14 protein-coding genes and 1 tRNA gene are annotated in these 18,696 nt (G+C 44.3%); 1 reads left to right on the top strand and 14 read right to left on the bottom strand.

The window, feature by feature from the left end:
• Window positions 1-14: 14 nt before the first annotated feature.
• Window positions 15-719 (bottom strand): pseudouridine synthase, encoded by a 705-nt coding sequence (locus ARA78_RS01680; RefSeq protein WP_055279888.1) that lies wholly within the window; start codon window positions 717-719, stop codon window positions 15-17.
• A gap of 314 nt (window positions 720-1,033) precedes the next feature.
• Between ARA78_RS01680 and ARA78_RS01675 the strand changes: the two genes are divergently transcribed.
• The gene (locus tag ARA78_RS01675) at window positions 1,034-1,498 is read left to right on the top strand and encodes an Lrp/AsnC family transcriptional regulator (RefSeq protein ID WP_055144111.1); all 465 of its coding nucleotides are present in this window, start codon (window positions 1,034-1,036) and stop codon (window positions 1,496-1,498) included.
• A gap of 48 nt (window positions 1,499-1,546) precedes the next feature.
• Here ARA78_RS01675 and ARA78_RS01670 read toward each other — a convergent pair whose 3' ends face one another.
• From ARA78_RS01670 to topA, 13 genes are all read right to left on the bottom strand, one after another.
• Complete coding sequence (locus ARA78_RS01670; RefSeq protein ID WP_055279887.1) at window positions 1,547-2,599, bottom strand: hypothetical protein; 1,053 nt, start codon at window positions 2,597-2,599, stop codon at window positions 1,547-1,549.
• A gap of 47 nt (window positions 2,600-2,646) precedes the next feature.
• A tRNA-Arg gene (locus tag ARA78_RS01665) sits at window positions 2,647-2,718 on the bottom strand.
• 101 nt (window positions 2,719-2,819) lie between these two features.
• Complete coding sequence (locus ARA78_RS01660) at window positions 2,820-4,277, bottom strand: NCS2 family permease (protein ID WP_055144107.1); 1,458 nt, start codon at window positions 4,275-4,277, stop codon at window positions 2,820-2,822.
• A 198-nt stretch (window positions 4,278-4,475) separates the two neighbouring features.
• On the bottom strand, window positions 4,476-7,709 hold the full coding sequence (locus tag ARA78_RS14360) for a glycosyl hydrolase 53 family protein (protein ID WP_055279886.1): 3,234 nt from the start codon (window positions 7,707-7,709) through the stop codon (window positions 4,476-4,478).
• Between the two features lie 400 nt (window positions 7,710-8,109).
• On the bottom strand, window positions 8,110-9,369 hold the full coding sequence (locus tag ARA78_RS01650; protein ID WP_022216099.1) for a sensor histidine kinase: 1,260 nt from the start codon (window positions 9,367-9,369) through the stop codon (window positions 8,110-8,112).
• A complete protein-coding gene (locus ARA78_RS01645; RefSeq protein ID WP_055279885.1) occupies window positions 9,366-10,052 on the bottom strand; it encodes a response regulator transcription factor in 687 nt (228 codons plus the stop codon). The genes ARA78_RS01650 and ARA78_RS01645 overlap by 4 nt, the downstream gene beginning before the upstream one ends.
• 402 nt (window positions 10,053-10,454) lie before the next feature.
• Entirely contained in the window at window positions 10,455-11,534 is a 1,080-nt protein-coding gene (gene tsf / locus ARA78_RS01640; RefSeq protein WP_022216097.1) for a translation elongation factor Ts, read from the bottom strand.
• Between the two features lie 182 nt (window positions 11,535-11,716).
• On the bottom strand, window positions 11,717-12,451 hold the full coding sequence (gene rpsB, locus ARA78_RS01635) for a 30S ribosomal protein S2 (protein WP_015533520.1): 735 nt from the start codon (window positions 12,449-12,451) through the stop codon (window positions 11,717-11,719).
• A gap of 208 nt (window positions 12,452-12,659) precedes the next feature.
• Entirely contained in the window at window positions 12,660-13,475 is an 816-nt protein-coding gene (locus tag ARA78_RS01630) for a hypothetical protein (protein ID WP_022216096.1), read from the bottom strand.
• Window positions 13,476-13,505: 30 nt separating this feature from the next.
• Entirely contained in the window at window positions 13,506-14,252 is a 747-nt protein-coding gene (locus ARA78_RS01625) for a hypothetical protein (protein ID WP_015533522.1), read from the bottom strand.
• A gap of 22 nt (window positions 14,253-14,274) precedes the next feature.
• Window positions 14,275-15,486, bottom strand: a complete 1,212-nt coding sequence (locus ARA78_RS01620) for a DUF6115 domain-containing protein (protein WP_055279884.1) — start codon at window positions 15,484-15,486, stop codon at window positions 14,275-14,277.
• Between the two features lie 38 nt (window positions 15,487-15,524).
• Window positions 15,525-16,289: a GTP-sensing pleiotropic transcriptional regulator CodY gene (gene codY / locus ARA78_RS01615; RefSeq protein ID WP_022216094.1), complete on the bottom strand. Its 765-nt coding sequence runs from the start codon at window positions 16,287-16,289 to the stop codon at window positions 15,525-15,527.
• 321 nt (window positions 16,290-16,610) lie between these two features.
• A complete protein-coding gene (gene topA, locus ARA78_RS01610; protein WP_055280059.1) occupies window positions 16,611-18,695 on the bottom strand; it encodes a type I DNA topoisomerase in 2,085 nt (694 codons plus the stop codon).
• Between the last annotated feature and the right edge of the window lies 1 nt (window position 18,696).

The following is an 18,696-nucleotide window of genomic DNA, read 5'->3' as shown; positions in this document are numbered from 1 at the left end:
ATATACACTCTCTACTACATCCCCACTATCCGTCTCAGCTCTGCCTCTTCCTCGCGGCTGAGCTCCCTTAACTCTCCAGGTCTCATATTGCCAAGCTTCACGTTGCAGACCCTGACTCTCTTCAGGTTCACTACCCTGTAGCCCAATGCATCACACATTCGTCTGATCTGCCTGTTGAGGCCCTGTGTCAGCACTATCATGAATGACCTGTCATCTATCTTTCGCACCTTACATTTCTTTGTCACTGTATCAAGTATAGGCACTCCATCCGACATCTTCCTGATGAAGTCCTCTGTTATCTCACGGTTCACCCGCACTCTGTATTCCTTCTCGTGGTTGTTCACCGACTTCTGGATGGCATTTGACAGGTCACCATCATTTGTCAGAAGAAGCAGACCCTGGGAGTCCTTGTCCAGCCTTCCCACGTACTGAAGTCTGATCGGATAATCTATGTGATCAAATATATTGTCTGGATCAGCCTTACTCGCTGTACAGGTAAGTCCTATCGGCTTATTATATGCCAGGATCACTGTCCTATCCTTCTGCTGAACCTTCCTGCCCATGAATGTCACCACATCCCCGAGCATGACCTTCTGACCCATGACTGCAGTCTCTCCGTTGATCGTAACCTTTCCATTCTCTATATGTGTATCCGCAGCGCGCCTTGAGCACACGCCCGCCTCACTGAGATATTTGTTAAGTCTTATTCCATCCGCCATAATCTTTCCTCTGTTATTATTTTCCTATATTGTTAATACATATCTCACATTCTAATTTCTGGTCAGCATACACCATGTATCAGCCAGACCAAGGCCAGTAAATTCTAACCAATATGCAGAACCATCATACCATTTATTTTTCATTTTGTGAACCATTCATCACACCATGTATAACCCACAGCAAAGATTCAGTTAAATTAATTTTGTAAAAGTCCTTGATTTTTTTTATCAATTAATGTATATTTAAACAAACGCAAAGGTGTGTTTCTTCGGAAACGCACCTTTTTTTATTTTAGGAAAAGGAAGTGCATATTATGGATAACATCGACAGAAAAATCATTCATCTTTTACAGGGCAACGCCAGAACGCCACTCAAGTATCTGGCCAGCAAAGTCTTCCTTTCTTCGCCGGCAGTTTCAGCAAGAATAGAGAGGCTTGAAAAAGCAGGAATACTGACCGGGTATCACGCAAGCATCAACCATGAGGCTCTCGGATATCACATCACAGCATTTATACACATGGCTCTTGATCCAAAACAGAAGCCAACCTTCTATCCATTTGTTGAAGCATGTCCAAATGTACTGGAATGCAACTGTGTGACCGGCGCGCACTCCATGCTCATGAAAGTCTGCTTTCCTAATACCATGGATCTCGACTCATTTATCGGACAGCTCCAGAGATTTGGCAGCACAGAGACACAGATAGTATTCTCCACACCGGTTCCTACCAGAGGGATTTTGATCGACACAGATACTGTAGACTCTTCAGAGGCTATGTAACAAAATAGCTGTTCAGCAGAAAACGCAGGCATAAAGCCTGCGTTTTCTTTAATTATACATATTCTGGAACTTTCTAAATGTCTCATCCGTTCTAAGCAGATAATCATTGTTTTCTTTTACATGTTCATATATCGCCTGTATATCACCAGATGAGTTGATGGTGTTGATATACGAGCTCTCCTTGTCAGACAAAGCCGAATTGTTGATCTTGTAGCTTCCATCTGACTGTTTCGTCACATATAACGACCTTATATCGAGCGGTTCCGAGTTGACATCCTTTATCATCAGATTGGATAATTCGTACACGATATACGAATCTGCGGTATATCCGTTGGCTATATAACAGGTGGTCTTGTTGTACGCCGTTATATACTCCGCTGCTATCTCAATGCTCTTCATGTCGTCAAATTCCGACGGATCTGTGACCAGTCTCTGAAGTGTCGTCTGATCTGCCTTTGTTCTCGCCAAAAGATAATTGTTCACTAGCTGATTTATCTCATCGATCGTACACAGCCTGTAATTTGCTCCGTCTGGTATCTCCAGTCTCACCGTGTTATCTCTTCCGGTTATGTTCTCTGTGAACAGCTTATCGTTTATAAAAAATACATACACATAGACTCCGACAAGTATCAGAAATACCGCCCACAGCAAGGCAAGAACACCACCAGAGATCCCACCATGTCTGGATCTTCTTCGGCCTTTCCGCGTCTTTGCCTTCTCTTCGGCAAAATAATCGTCATCGCCATACAGCTCTTCATCATCGAACATATCTCCGGTATCCGGTGCATCATCCATATCCTCAGGATCTTCTATGACATAATCCTCATACGGCCTTTTCTGTCTCGCCGGGGTCTCCTCAACCTCTGAAGCTCCGCCGAGCTCTGAGTTATCAGCCAGCTCCGAATCTTCACTGTCATCTAAGTCATCATCTAATCCCGAGTCTCCACTGTCATCCGATTCATCGTCTGACTCCGGCTCTTCACCGTCATCTAAGTCATCATCTGTCTCTGAATCTCCACCGATCTCTGATTTCCCATCCAACTCCGGCTCTTCATTTTCTATATTCTGTTCTTCCGCTTCCAAATTCTTTTTCTTCTTCATCACTGCATATCATCCTTTTACGAAATAAATATCAGAGTATAAAAAAGCGTACCAGGGCGGAGTCGAACCGCCCGTCATGGCTCCGGAGGCCATTGCCGTATCCGATTGGCTACTGGTACACAGTTGGTATGATACTACAAAAAACTCACTTTGGCAAATAAAAAAACGTCCCCGCACTTATATGCGGGAACGCTTTGAATTCTCTTGTGTCACTAAATAATTACATAGTTACCGAAACGAATTTTACTATAAATAAGAGTGCAATAATCGTCACTACGATATCCTGCTTCTTATACTTGCCTGTGAACAGTGTGATAAGAACATATGTGATAGCGCCAAGACCGATACCATTTGAAATAGAGTATGTCAGTGGCATCATAAGGAATGTCACGAATGCAGGAACTGCTGAGCGCATATCCTCCATATCAACCTTTGCAAAGTTCTTAGCCATAAGTACACCTACGAAGATAAGTGCTGGTGCTGTTGCACATGATGGAATGATGTTGGCAACAGGGCTGAGGAACAGACATACTGCAAAGCAGATTGCTGTAACCAAACTTGTAAGACCTGTTCTACCACCTGCAGCGATACCTGAAGCTGACTCTACAAATGTTGTACATGTTGATGTACCGAGAATAGCTCCTGATACAGTACCTATAGAGTCACACATCATACACTCGTCAAGCTTCATTGGGTCACCCTTCTCGTCAAGCATATTAGCCTGGGAAGCTGCACCATAGAGAGTTCCGATGGTATCAAACATATCTACCAGACAGAAGCTGACAACAAGCATGATTGCTGAGAACACACCGCCGATATACTCAGCAGAGAATGCATCCTTCCATGCCTGTCCCTGGAACACTCCGAGGAATCCGACTGAACCGAAATCCTTGAATGACTGTCCGATCGATGAGAAATCAAAGTTAGGTGCCTGAAGCATCATAACATAATATAATACTGTAGATGCAAGGATACCTATGATAATGTTACCCTTTACATTAAGCTTTGCAAGGATCGCAATTATTATAAATCCTACAAATGCTACTATAGGAGGTGCGATCTGTGCAATAGCCTCCTTTGTGCTACCAGCGCTTGTGATCACACCGTGGAAATCAAAGAACTGAACAAATGTATATGGGTTGTCCTGGATAAGTGTTGCATTCTTCAGTCCGATAAGAGCTATGAACAGACCAATACCTGCCGGAATTGACTTCTTAAGGCACTCAGGCATTGCAACTGCAATGTACTTTCTGAGTCCTGTCACTGAAAGGATCAGGAATACGAGACCTGATATCAATACTATTACCAGACCTGCCTGATAACCTCTGATAACACTCACACCTGCAAATGCTGCACCAGCTACGAAGATAGTACAGAAGAATGAGTTAAGTCCCATTCCGCAGGCCTGTGCAAATGGCATGTCCGCGAGGAACGCCATGAGAAGTGTTCCCACTATTGCAACAAGAATAGATGCGATGAATACAGCATTCCATACTGTACCAAGCTCACCAGCCATGTCTGGAACTGCCCCTGCCAGCCAGCCATTGCTGCCTTCTCCTGCAACCTGATTTGGATTGACCAGAACGATGTATGCCATGGCGAAGAATGTTGTAAGTCCTGCCATGATCTCGGTCTTGATTGTAGACCCACGCTCTGAGATTTTGAAGAATTTGTCCATGATTACTCTCCTTTTCTCGTTTTAGTATAATATAAACAAATACTTATCCATTCTATATCACTTAATGATACTTTTTCAACTACTTTCAAATAATTTCTTAATGTTCCTTACAAAAATTAAATAACATATAAACAAATAATAAAATAGTCCGGCCGGGTATTCCCCAATCGGACTATCGTATATATGTATTACTCTGTACTATTTTACTTTTTTGACAACAAGACCTCTCACTACTTTATATCTTGAACCTGATATCTTAACTATACCGGTAACTTCTGTGGCGATCTTGCCCTTCTTCACATAGTAGTTCTTGTGATTCTTAGGACTCTTTACTATTCCCGTCTTGCCTGACTGGAATACACCCTTGTAGATATAGCATTTAGCACCTGTTGTGGTACTCTTGAAGAAGCCTGTATAACCTGACTGGATTATACCTTTCTTTACATAGTAATACTTCTTATTCTTAGTGCTTCTGACAAGGGCTGTCTTGCTCTCTGCAAATTTGCCCTTTATTATGAGACACTGCTGTCCCTTTGAATTTCTGTAGAAACCTGTGTATGCTGTATAAATCTTGCCATTCTTTACAAGATATGTTTTTCCCGTCTTAGGGCTCCTTACAAGTCCCTTGTATCCTGTCTTTACCACGCCATTTACAACATAGTAGTTGACTCCGGCACTCCTGACAAATCCTGTGTAATTCTCCTGAACCACGCCCTTCTTATAGAAGTAGGTCTTTCCATTCTCCTTCACAAGACCATTCTTGCTTGTATCAATAGAAGGAGTTGGGTCTGGTGTTGGATCTGGATCCGGTGTTGGTATTGGATCTGGTGTTGGATCCGGGTCCGGTGTCGGATCTGGGTCTGGTGTTGGATATGGGTCCGGTGTTGGATCTGGATCCGGTGTTGGATCTGGATTTGGATCTGGTGTCGGTGTGATATCCGCATCCTTGTAGAGATATGCGTCATCCCATGTTCCCCATGCCTTACCTGATGCGGTTGCTCTCATTCCGACAACAACCTCTGTTGTCTCTTCCACTGTAAATCTAATCTCAGGATGCTGCCATATCTTCCATCCCTGTGGAGCTGCTGAAGCTGATGCAAGCTCTGTGTCTCCTGCCTTTGCATATACCTCGTATACATCATTGTCTCCATTTGCACCGCCCTGAATATATGCGCTGAACACATACTCGCCCGGCTCAAGTGTGATGGTCTGATATACATCATATGCAAAATCTGATGAATTGTAGTAGTGACCACAATATGCACCGTTTCTAAAATCTTCCTTTGTCTTGATTGCAAATCCCTTGCTTGTATCAGCGATGGTCCATCCCTCGTTTCCTGACTCAAATCCAGGATTTACAAGGATGTTCTCCTTTAATATTGTTACATTGCACTGAACCTCGACAGTCTCATCATTTACTGTCACAGTTCCCTTTACAGTACATGTTCCTGCACCGTAGTTCTTTACCTTCTCAAGTGCTCCATCCTCCCAGGTGATGTCTGCGCTCTCTGAATTGCCATCATTGTAAGCTACTATTGCTGCAGTCGGCAGAGCTACATTTGCAATATCTGTTATCTCGATCTCAACATCATCAACTGTTATTGAGACTACCTCTCTCTTTGTCTTTGTTCCTGTGTGAACATAGGCAAATGTCTTGAGTGACTCAAGTGGGTGTCCTGTGAAGTCAAACAGTGCCTGGTTGTCAACTGCTGAACCGCCGTACCACTTGCCGGCGTCTGCTGCGTCGTACTCTCCTGCGTATGATGAAGCCCAGCCTGAACCGTACTTCTCCCATGCCTCCTTGTTGGCTGCAAGGACGTCTGCTGCATTCTCTGCAGATGAATCATACACATTTACAGGAAGCCATGCAGGCTCCCAGTAGAATACACCGATTCCTGAAGAACCTGTATTCTTTACTGCTTTTATAACGGAGCTTATCTCATTGGCCTGTCCCTGAACTGATAAATCATAAGTTGTAGAATCATCTTTACCTTTTCTGACAGTATTTTCATGTCCATCACCATCATCCAGTGTATATGCCCATGATGTCTCTGCCACCATGACAAGCTTGCCATATGTGTCTGCCACATTCTTGAGAACCGATGTGAGATTGTCTGTTGAGCCATGCCATACAGGATAGTATGATGATGCAAATACATCGTAGTCTACGTTGTATGTATTAAGTCTCTTTGCAAAATTTGCGTAATTGCCACTTCTCTCAGGATTGGTGAAATGGATGGCAACAAGGATATTCTTGTCGATGGCTCTCACTGCCTCACTTCCGGCGCTGAAGATCTTTGCCATGTTTTCCCAGTTCTTTGAAGTCTCACCACATATTCCGTTGGTCGTCTCGTTACCGATCTGAACCATGCCGACATCAACGCCAGCATCGAGCAGAGTCTTAAGGCTCTCTGATGTGTATGACTTAACTGCAGCTACCTTCTCGTCAAGAGTGAAGTCAGCCCAAGCCTTAGGCACCTGCTGTTTGCCAGGATCAGCCCAGAAATCCGAATAATGGAAATCCACAAGAAGCTTTATTCCGGCTGCTGTTGCATACTGTCCGATCTTCTTGGCTGTCTCCAAATCATTGTTACCGCCGCCGTAACCGTTTTTGTCTGCATCATATGGATCATTCCATACACGGACACGAACATAATTTATTCCACATGAAGCAAGGAACTTGAAGTATCCGATATCGTCAAGCTCATTGCCATCGAAGTCATAATACTTAACTCCACTGTTCTTCAGTGACACATAGGATGATACGTCTACACCCTCGATAAATGACTGCTTCTCTCCGTTAAGATCTGTGTATATGAGATCACTCACGCGGTCTACATATATTCCAGCCTCCACAGGCTCAACTACATCTTCCTCGTCTGTAAGCTTGCAGAGCTTTACATTGTCTATCTTGCCCCAATATCCCTTGGCAAGACTGCCCTTGAATGAAATGCTGACATCAGTTGTATCCTCAAGAACGAACTCTTCTGTCTCATTTGTCGCCCATGCATCCCATCCGGTCGTGGCTCCAACAGCCTGTGACTTATCAGCGACAGATACTGTGAGCCCTGTATCCTGGGCATCGCCCTCGACATCATACTCCAGCTTGTATGTTCCCGCAGGAACAGCCTCTACAGTCTGTGTGATGCTGACATCAGCCGCATCTGAAGCCCAGATATTAAGATAATATGTGGAGTTTACATTACTTCCACCGTTTTTTACAACAAGCTCAGCTCCCGATCCACTCTCTATAGTCCAGTTACTGCTGTCACCTGTTTCAAAATCACCATTTGCAACCTTGAGTGTGTCCACCCAGCTCTCCGCAGCCTTCGCTGTTATCAGTGAAGCTCCCGATCCAAAGATCTGCCCTACCATAAGCGCTCCTGCAAGAACTGCACAGCCAATCTGCTTTACAATTCTCTTTCTTCTCATATATGCCCTCCTAATAAGTATTATTACGCAGACGCATCCCAATGCGCTCCGCGCGGCGTCTGCATTATCACAAGGATTCCTCCTTGCAATAATAATGTTGATCAACAGTTGCGCAACCGTTTGTCCTCATATTGATATATTAACATATTTGAGTTCTGGTTACCATGTCGCTTGTAGACAATGTTTTTAAGAATTATTTGTGTATTTTGTATATGTCAAAGCGCAACTTAAGCGCAATTTGTGTGCAATTTTGTGCGCAACAGAATGATATTATGTTATGTATTTTCAAATATGCACAATAAATCCCAACGCTTATACAAAGAAAACGCCCTGTCCATGATATGTTATGTAAACTTCATATCATGAACAGAGCGTTTTAACGTATACACACTGTATTATTCTATAATGTAACTTGGAATGTGATGTATCCATCCCCGTCACATCTTGCTGTTATCCTGCCCTTGTGAGACTCAACTATCGATTTGGCGAGAGAAAGTCCTATTCCCGAACCTCCGGTCTCCGAATTTCTTGAGCTGTCAGGTCTATAGAATCTCTCAAACAATATATCCTGAGAGCCCTCTTCCATGCCATCTGTGAGGTTTTTGAGAACAAACTTCACCTTTCTGCCATCACGCTTCAAGGATATACTTATATCCGCTGATTCAACAGCATACTTCATAGCGTTATCCACCAGTATGCTTATGAGCTGCCTGATGGAATTCTCATCTCCGACATACTTTATTCCATCTTCGATATCCGCGCTGATCTTCTTGCCTCGAACCTCCGACAGAGACGAGAAATGATCTATCACCTCATACGCCACATCAGACAGATCAAACTTTGCCTTCTCCTTCGGTTCAGGATTCTCATCCAGTCTGGAGAGAGCCACCATCTGATTTGTGAGAGCTGTCAGTCTCTTGACCTGATCCCTGGTGTTTTTCGTCCATTCACTCTCACCGTTCACCATCTCTATGACCTCGGTATTTGCATCTATGATGGTTAGGGGTGTCTTGATCTCATGGCTTGCATCGGTGATAAACCGCTTCTGCTTGGCATAACTCTCAGCCACCGGCTTGAATATCTTCTTTGACCAGAACAGCACCAGCATGAACACCGCAAGGAATCCAAGAAGTGACACTCCTACACTGTATACCAATGTATTTCTGAACGACTCCAGCTCCTGACGGCAGTCGACAAATATTATCCTGGTTCCATCCTCACAGTCCGCTACCCTGTATCTGTATATATCCGTAAATCCACTGTCTGAACCGTCCCCAAGTATCTTCAAAGCATACGACTCGGCTTCCGATTCATCAACAGCAGCTATATTGTCAAGGCTGTAGGACTCAACAGCCCCATCACTTACGACCACGGAGAAATATCTTGTCTGAAATGGTGTCTCCGGTGAGAACTTATCATTGCTCTTGCCATCAGGCTTATCAGGTGGCTGGGAATCCGCATTGGTCTTAACCTTCTCTTTCAGAAAATCCCTGCGGTCAAACTGTCCATTATTATCCACCAGTTCACTTAAGGTATCATCCGCCCTTGAAACCATGCGGGCATAATTTGCTATGTTGAGAATGCTCATTATGACAAACAGCACTCCAAATGTGGATGCCATTGCCGCAAATATAAATCTTTTTCTCAGATTCTTTATCATGTTCTATCCGCTTCCTTATACTCAAGTGTGTATCCCTGATTTCTTACTGCCTTAATGGACACCCCTGAGCCTATCTGACTGAGTTTCTTCCTGAGATACGAGATATTGACCCACACAACACTGATCTCCGTATCCGTGTCATAGCCCCATATCTTCTCCATCATAAGCTCTGCTGATATTATCGCATTCTGATTTGCCATCAGCAGTTCCATGATCTGATATTCCTTGTTCTGCAGCTTTACGCTTCCACCAGATGAACTGAGCTCATAATTCAGGCTGTTTAACGTGCAGTCGCCATACTTCATCTCCGTGCTGACCGCCTCACTCTTTCTTCTGGTTATCGCGCGTATCCTTGCCAGGAGTTCCTTTGTCTCAAATGGCTTTGCAAGATAATCGTCCGCCCCCAGATCAAGGCCGTTGATCTTGTCATCAGTCTCAGCCTTGGCCGTGAGCATAATGACCGGAACATCGCAGCCCTCAGCCCTGATCTTTGACAGCACGGTAAAGCCATCCATCTTTGGCATCATGACATCAAGTATGACTCCGTCATACACCCCTGCCATAATGTAGTCATAGGCATCCTGTCCGTTATACACAGCGTCCACTGAGTAATTGTTGTGCTTCAATATAACCTGAAGCGCGCTTGAAAGCGCTTTCTCATCCTCCGCAAGAAGCAATCTCATAATCTTATCTCCGTCTCATATTATTATGGTCTCCACCAGATATCACGCAAACCATCTATAATTCGTATTATACCCCTCAAGCTTAAATAAAGCTTAAACCTTCATGACATCAACAATTGTCTGGACAAGTCTGTCTATATCTATAGGCTTGGCAAGATGGGCATTCATACCCGCTTCCCTGCCTCCACACCGTCAAGCATAAGGTCGACCAAAAGCCCGGATGCCGATTCTATGTGTCCCTGCTCGTTACTCAGCTCGTTTGCAATCATCTGAACCGCAATTACATAGATTATATTTTATACAGTGCCGGATATCAACAGAAACAGACAATAAAAAAGCCCCACGGCCAGCTCAAAAGCCAACCGCAAGGCAATTATTCATATATTCAGATACGGGATATGATTAAACGTTCATCTGCTTAGCAACCTCAGCTGCGAAGTCCTCGTTCTTCTTCTCCATTCCCTCTCCAACCTCGAAACGAACGAAGCTGGCGATCTTGAGATCCTTGTTAACTGACTCAAGGTACTTGGCAACTGTCTGCTTGCCATCCTCAGCCTTAACGTATACCTGATCAAGAAGGCTGATCTCCTTAACCTGCTTTGAGATACGTCCCTCAACAAGACCATTGAAGATCTTATCTGCAACGATAACATCCTTATCAGCAATAGCAAGCTCTGCAAGCTGTGCCTTTGCTTCCTTTGAAAGGAAGTTGAATAAGAAGTTCATGTTGCTCTTCTTCTCTTCGTAGATAGCTACATCCTCTGCGCTCCATACGCCGTCAACAGCCTTTGCGATAAGCTTGTTAAGGATTGGCTTTGGAAGTGTATCAGGTGCATTAAGTGCACTGTCAACTGTGATCTCCTTAAGCTTAGCCATAGCGTCTGCTGAGATATCAGCTCTGCTGATGTACTGTGGGTTCATAGCTGCGATCTGCATAGCTACGTTCTTGAGTGCTTCCTTAGCAGCGTCATCGCTTGCGCCGTTACCAGCTACGATAACACCGATTCTTCCATTGCCGTGTAAGTAGTCAACTACTACATCGCCTGAAAGCTTCTGGAATCTACGGAATGATAACTTCTCTCCGATTGTTGCTGTCTTGTCAACAAGGGCTTCCTTAAGACCATTCTCTCCGAGAAGTGCCTCAACATCCTCGCCATCCTTGCCACCAACAAGTGATGAAGCAAGTGCCTGATCAGCGATCTGCTGAACAAATGTCTGGAATATCTCGTTCTTAGCAACGAAGTCTGTCTCTGAGTTAACCTCTACAACAACACCTGTTGTACCATTAACTGCTGCACGGCAGATACCCTCTGCTGCGATTCTGCTTGCCTTCTTCTCAGCCTTAACTGCACCGCTCTTACGAAGTACATCTACTGCTGCTTCCATATTACCATCAGTCTCTGCAAGTGCCTTCTTGCAATCCATCATACCGGCACCTGTGAGCTCTCTTAACTCTTTAACCTGAGCTGCTGTGATTGCCATCTTATTTTACCTCCAAATTTGAATATTGACATATCATAATAATGGTTATGTCGTTTTATTAAAGCTTTTTCAGCCTGTATATGTCTCTTTAAAAGTCACGGGATAATACTTTTTATATTACCCCGTTACCTTTTATAATCATTTATTAATTATAATCAATGATGATCAATATCAACTACAGATTACTCCTCTGCAGCCTCCTCAGCCTCTGCCTCATCTACTGAATCAGCATCAACACCCTGCTGAGCCTCGATAACAGCGTCTGCCATCTTTGAAACGATAAGCTTTACAGCTCTGATAGCATCGTCGTTACCAGGGATTACATAATCAAGCTCCTCTGGATCACAGTTTGTATCAGCGATACCAACAAGCTTAATTCCAAGTGACTGAGCCTCCTGGATACATATTCTCTCCTTCTTAGGATCAACAACGAAGATCATGTCTGGGATTCTCTTCATGTTCTTGATACCGCCAAGATTCTTCTCGAGCTTCTCCATCTCCTTCTTGATCTGGATAACTTCCTTCTTAGGAAGAACGTCAAATGTACCGTCCTGCTCCATCTCCTCGTACTTCTTGAGAGTAGCGATTCTTGTCTGGATTGTCTTGAAGTTTGTAAGCATACCTCCAAGCCATCTCTCATTTACATAGTACATACCGCAACGCTCTGCCTCGCTCTTGATTGAGTCCTGAGCCTGCTTCTTTGTACCAACGAAAAGGATTGTTCCACCGTTTGCAACACAATCACCGATTGCATTGTAAGCATCGTCAACCATTCCTACTGACTTCTGAAGATCGATGATGTAGATACCATTACGCTCTGTGTAGATGTATGGCTTCATCTTAGGGTTCCATCTTCTTGTCTGGTGTCCGAAATGTACACCTGCCTCTAATAACTGCTTCATTGAAATAACGCTCATTTTTTCTACCTCCATGGTTAAAATCTTCTGCCGGCATCAACTCTTTGGACCACCCGAGCACAGGCACCACGCCAACTATCAACCAGCATGTATATTTGTTATGCGCACTCACGCAATCGACATTGTAACACAAAAAAAAAGTGCATTCAAGCACTTTTTTCTGAAAATATATGTTTTATAAGAAGTATTCTGTCTGCCGGTCCGTGTTCTATTTTGCTCTTGTCCTGATGCTGTTTATTATATATGAAACACTGGCTACAACAAACAGAAGATAACCGACCGCAAGCTCACCCCAGAATGAACTCATAGTATCTGCAGCATCCAGCACATCATACATACTCTTATAACAGTCAAAGAAGCTCACATCATATCCATAATCACTAAATTCCTGATATAATTCCATGCTGACACTCAGTCTCTCTGAAATGTATATCATTCCTATACACAACACTACGCAGATTATTATGCCCTTCAGGTCAAGTTTCTTTCCAAACTTGTTGTACCCCATCATGGCACATATGACCATAACCGCTCCTGATATGCCTGCGATATAACCAAGCTTATACACAACAAGCCAGAGCACAACTCCGACCAGTGATCCAAGAAACGCTCCTACCAGTCCTGCCAGAACATTTGATCCGGAACTCTTTGCTTTTTTCCCCTGTGGATTCATAGTCTCCTGATCGTAGCCCTGGCCATATGGCTGACTCTGTCCATACATCTGGTTCTGGCCATACTGTGGATTCTGACCATACATCTGGTTCTGGCCATACTGATGATTCTGACCGTACTGCTGTCCCGGATAATAGTTGTCCGTCTGTGAGGCAGCTCCACTATCCGGTTCAGCCGGATTGTTATACCGGTACATAGGACTGGTCTCACTGTGAGTTATTCCAAATTCATTCGGTACATACTGCAAGGCTGCCGGATTTGGCGCAAACGGATCCATACTACTACTACCACTACCCGCACTGAAACGCTGTCCCGGATATCCCATCTCCTCATTATTCATATTGTCTCCCATAATTGATTACTCCTCCCTTTTCTCGTATCTTTACTGATTACCTAATAGTATCCATACTATTCCGCCATTTGTCTCATTGCCGGTGAATGTATATGTTCCAGGCACAAGACTGCCTGAATATCCTGACCTGAGCAGCCAGTCATAATACTCATCCGCATCCCTTATCCCTATCTGTGCCAGGAGCTGACATATCTCGTATGCAGATGTTCCAGATCCAAATGTGATCTCTCCGCCGCCATTGTCATACTTGATGGCACTCGCTTTCACAGCCTCTGTCGCCGCCTCGGTAGTCTTATTTGTGCTGCTTCCTGAACCGGTCTGCGAATTCTTATCCTCTGTATAGCCGTTGTCCTTGGCAGATGGAACTCTCTCTGTCTTATCAGAAAGACCTCCGTTGTTATCTGTTGTGCCGGTTCCATTTGACTTGTCGGAGCTTCCGGTCGTACCACTGTTGCTTCCGCTGCCGCTCTCTGCATCGCTCTTGCCATTTTCTGACTTGCCTGTCTCTGTTGTAGTCTTATCAGCATTGGCATTCTTTTCCGTGGTTACTTTCTGTGTCGTTGTCTTTTCTGTCGTCTTATCCTCAGTCTTCTTCTCTGTTGTCGTCTCTGTGGAAGAATCCTCTGTGCTCTTATCCTGCTGCTGACTTACGACCGCCGTCTTGCCCTGACCTGAATCAGTTTTTCCGGCATTTCCAAAATTAAACGCAACAGTCATGGTAAGTGCTCCTATCACCAGCCCTGTACCAAGGCCTCTGAAATAACTTTTTTTATACATAGCTTACCTCCCGGACTGATTACTATTTGTCAGCCTCATTGATCTTGTCTATCATAACCTTAGCCTCTCCAACTCCTATTCCAAGTTTGTTTGCGATCTCCATGATGCTGAGTCCCTTCTTGTGCAGATCTGCAACCTGTGACTCTACATCTGTGCCTTCATCCCATATATCAACAACCTTGTTCTGAGCGGCTTTCTTCTTTTTTCTCTTCTTTGAACGATTGTTTCTAGATCTGGCAGCATTGTTATTCTCAGCGATCGCTGCGGCTGCCTTCTCAGGATTTTCAGCCTCTACCACTGTAAATGCACTGTCTGTTACCGGTGCATCCTCCACACTGACTGCTTTCTCGGCAGCCTCTGCATCTGCAGCAGCCTCAGTGCTGCTCTCTGACTCGGTATTCTCTTTCTGCGCTTCACCCTCGGATGTCTCCGACTTATCATTGTCAGCGATACCGTATGTCTTTACGTCATCTTCTGCTTCTGCTTCAGCATCAGCTTTAGTCTCAGCTCCATCTGCTGTCTCTGTCTTATCTGCTGCCTGAGAATCATTTTCTGACTGAGCTTTCTCTACATCCGGCTCAGTCTTCTCTGATCCGTTATCTGCCTCCGCAGGCTCTGACTCGGAAGTATCTACAGTCTCAGGCTCATCGTATGTCACAGGCTCTTTCTCGCTGGTATCATCCGGATCATATGCCTCGTATGCATCCTTAAGGCTCTGGTTGATGTAATCTATCATCTGCTTCTTGGCCTTCTCTGACAACTGTTTCTCACAAGCCTCAAGCTCTGTCTGCATCTTCTTCTTTGCAGCCTCTATACCCTCCTCGTATGCCTTGACTGCATCATCTATCTTCTTCTGGGTATCAGCCTGGGCTGTCTCATTTGCCTTGACTGTGCCGGCTCTGAACTCATCCAGCTCCTTCCTTGTGCTGTCCATGAGCTCACTCATTTCCTTCTTTGAACTCTCTCTCATCTCAGCAAGCTCTTTTTTCGATGACTCCCTGACCTCATCAAGGCCCTTTTTCATGTCTGATTTCACAGCTTCGCCCTGTTTCTTCAGCTCATTCTTCTTCTTCTCTACAAGGCTGTCACAATACTCATCAAGCTTCTTCTCCAGATTCTCCCTGCTCTCATCCATCACAGAATTCTCTGTATTCTCTTTTGGACCGTCAGTGAAGAAAAAGCTTACTATCACTATCGCTACACCTACTATCAATGTCACTATTGCCGGTATCATATACGTCTCTCCTTTTCGATGTATTTATAATTCTGTTCTCAGGCATTCTTCAGTTCATCAAACACCACATCATTCAGCACTTTTATGTACGTGCCCTTCATTCCCGATGATCTCGCCTCGATAACACCTGCGCTCTCAAACTTTCTGAGTGCATTCACTATAACCGATCTTGTTATGCCTACCCTGTCTGCGACCTTGCTTGCCACCAGTATTCCCTCTTCGCCGTCAAGCTCGGAAAAAATGTGTTTGATCGCCTGCAGCTCTGAAAACGACAGAGTGTTGATCGCTGATCTCACTATGGCCAGCTTGCGGTTCTCCTCAGCATTCTCCTCATTGAGCGCCCGCATCATCTCAAGTCCCACAACGGTGGTTCCATATTCGCCAAGAATGATGTCATCTATATCGTACTCAGTCTGAAGTCTGTACAGAAACAGAGTTCCAAGTCTCTCTCCTGCTATATCAATAGGAAGGAGCAGACCATGATACTTGTCTATATCCTTTCCATCAAATCCAAGTGTCGTCAGATTAACATTCTCCTTAGTGGACAGGACGAGAAGAAGACGCTCGTTGAGCATGTTGTCTATGAGACTTCCTACCTTACCCTCAATGAGCTCATGGATCTCCGGAATATCCTCTCTGTTCTTGAGTCCGAGTATCTTGCCCTTCTTGCTTATTACCATCACGTTTGAAGCAAGAATGTCGCTGAGCACATCACAAATGTCATTAAAAACAACCTTATGTGAATTGTTATTGTGCAATAACTTGTTGATTTTTCGTGTTTTATCTAACAATTGTACACTCATAAGTTATCCTCCATTTTTTTATGTAACAAAAAGTATCTTTTGCTCGAAATATTATGACTATTTGTGATTCTACCACAACAAGATTAACATAACAACCATATTTTATGTAAAGTTGTCCTAAAAACAAAGATTTAAGAAAGTGTTGATTTTACTGGATTTTTCAGCCACAACATATAGTGGTCAGTCTTTTTTTCGACACAATTTTAATAATTATGACAACCATACACTTCTTTTAATTTTTCTACAATTCAACAAAAAAACAGACAAATTCACTAATTGTCTCCAATTAGGAATCTGTCTGTCACATATCTTATATCTTAATTATTTATCAGCAGTCTCCGCCGCCTTGTTGTTGCAGGTATAACCACACTCCTGATCTGAGCATACCAGCTTATTGCCCTTTACTATCATGTACTTTCCACATTCAGGACATTTCTCATTGCTTGGCATTGCCCATGACATGAAATCACACTCAGGTGCATTGATACATCCATAGTATCTTCTACCCTTTCTCGTCGTCTTGATGACCACGTCTCCGCCACACTTAGGACAGGTAACACCTATCTTCTCGTAGAACGGCTTTGTAAATCTGCACTCAGGGAATCCAGGACACGCCAGGAATTTGCCGTGAGGACCATACTTGATGACCATGTTTCGTCCGCACACGTCACACACTTCCTCGGACACCTCATCCTCTATCTTGATGGACTCAAGTTCTGCCTCCGCCTTCTTCACCGCCTCGTCGAGATCCGGATAGAAATTGCGGACAACCACTTTCCAGTCCACGGTTCCCTCTCCTATCTTATCGAGAAGGGACTCCATGTTAGCCGTGAAATTCACATCTATGATAACCGGGAACGCCTGCTCCATGCTCTGGTTAACCGCATCACCTATGGCTGTCACATATAACTTCTTCTGTTCCTTCGTTATATATCTTCTCGCAAGTATGGTCGATATGGTTGGAGCATAGGTACTTGGTCTTCCAATTCCAAGCTCCTCCAATGTCTTGACAAGCAATGCCTCTGTATATCTTGCAGGCGGCTGTGTAAAATGCTGTTTCTCCTCAAGGCCGTCAAGCTCCAGCACATCGCCCTCAGCAAGATTGTTGATTCCCGCAACTGTCTCTCCTCTGTCATTGTCCAGATTGTATACAGCAAGGAATCCGTCAAATGCTATCTTTGATGCGGATGTCTGGAATGTCGCATCGCCGCAGCTTACCTTTACACTCTTGACAGAATATACCGCCCCCGCCATCTGGCTTGCAAGGAAACGATTATATATGAGCTGATACAGTCTGAACTGATCCCTTGAGAGCTGTTCCTTTACCATGACCGGTGACAGAGTCACATCTGTAGGTCTGATAGCCTCATGAGCATCCTGTATCTTCTTATCTGTCTTGGCGCGTCCATTTGAATCGCCAATATATATATCACCGAAATTGTCCGTTATATATTTGTCAGCAGCAGCAACTGCTTCCTCTGATATTCTAGTGGAATCTGTTCTCAGGTATGTTATGAGACCTATCGTTCCACGGCCCTTGATATCAACTCCCTCATAGAGCTGCTGTGCGATCCTCATCGTCTTGGATGTCGCAAAATTGAGCTTCGATGAAGCCTCCTGCTGCAGCGTACTTGTTGTAAATGGCAGCGGTGCCTTCTTGTTTCTCTCACTCTCTTTTATGGACTTTACAACGTACTCTCCATCTTGAAGACCGCTGAGTATCTCATCGAGTGCCGCTCTGCCTGATATCTCTTCCTTATTCTTACCATCTCCGGTAAACTTGAACGTGATAGGCTTCTTGAGCTTGCCGCCGGTCAGATTCGCGTCCAGTGTCCAGTATTCCTGTGGGATAAAATCATTTATCTCCTTCTCCCTGTCACACACGAGCTTGAGTGCAACAGACTGTACACGTCCGGCAGAAAGACCTCTCTTGATCTTTGCCCAGAGAACCGGGCTGATCTTGTAACCAACAAGTCTGTCGAGCACTCGTCTCGCCTGCTGGGCATCCACAAGGTTCATGTCTATGTCCCTTGCCTGCTTTATAGAATTCTTTACCGCATTCTTTGTAATCTCATTGAACGTAATTCTCTTGTAATCCTTATTCTCCAGCTTAAGTGCTTTCATCAAATGATAGGATATAGCCTCTCCCTCACGGTCCGGGTCAGTTGCGAGATAGATCTTGTCAGCCTTCTTAACCGCTTTTCTCAGAGCGGCAAGGATATCACCTTTACCCCTTATAGTGATATATTTGGGCTCGAAATCATTATCAACGTCTATTCCCATCTGACTCTTTGGCAGATCTCTCACATGGCCATTCGAAGCAATCACCTCATAGTTTGATCCAAGAAACTTTTTTATTGTCTTAGCTTTAGCTGGAGACTCAACAATAACAAGATTTTTTGCCATA

The organism is Coprococcus eutactus (genome assembly GCF_001404675.1).
Lineage (GTDB): Bacteria > Bacillota > Clostridia > Lachnospirales > Lachnospiraceae > Coprococcus > Coprococcus aceti.
Note: the sequence above shows the minus strand (reverse complement) of the source record. Positions and strands in the feature narration are given on the sequence as shown.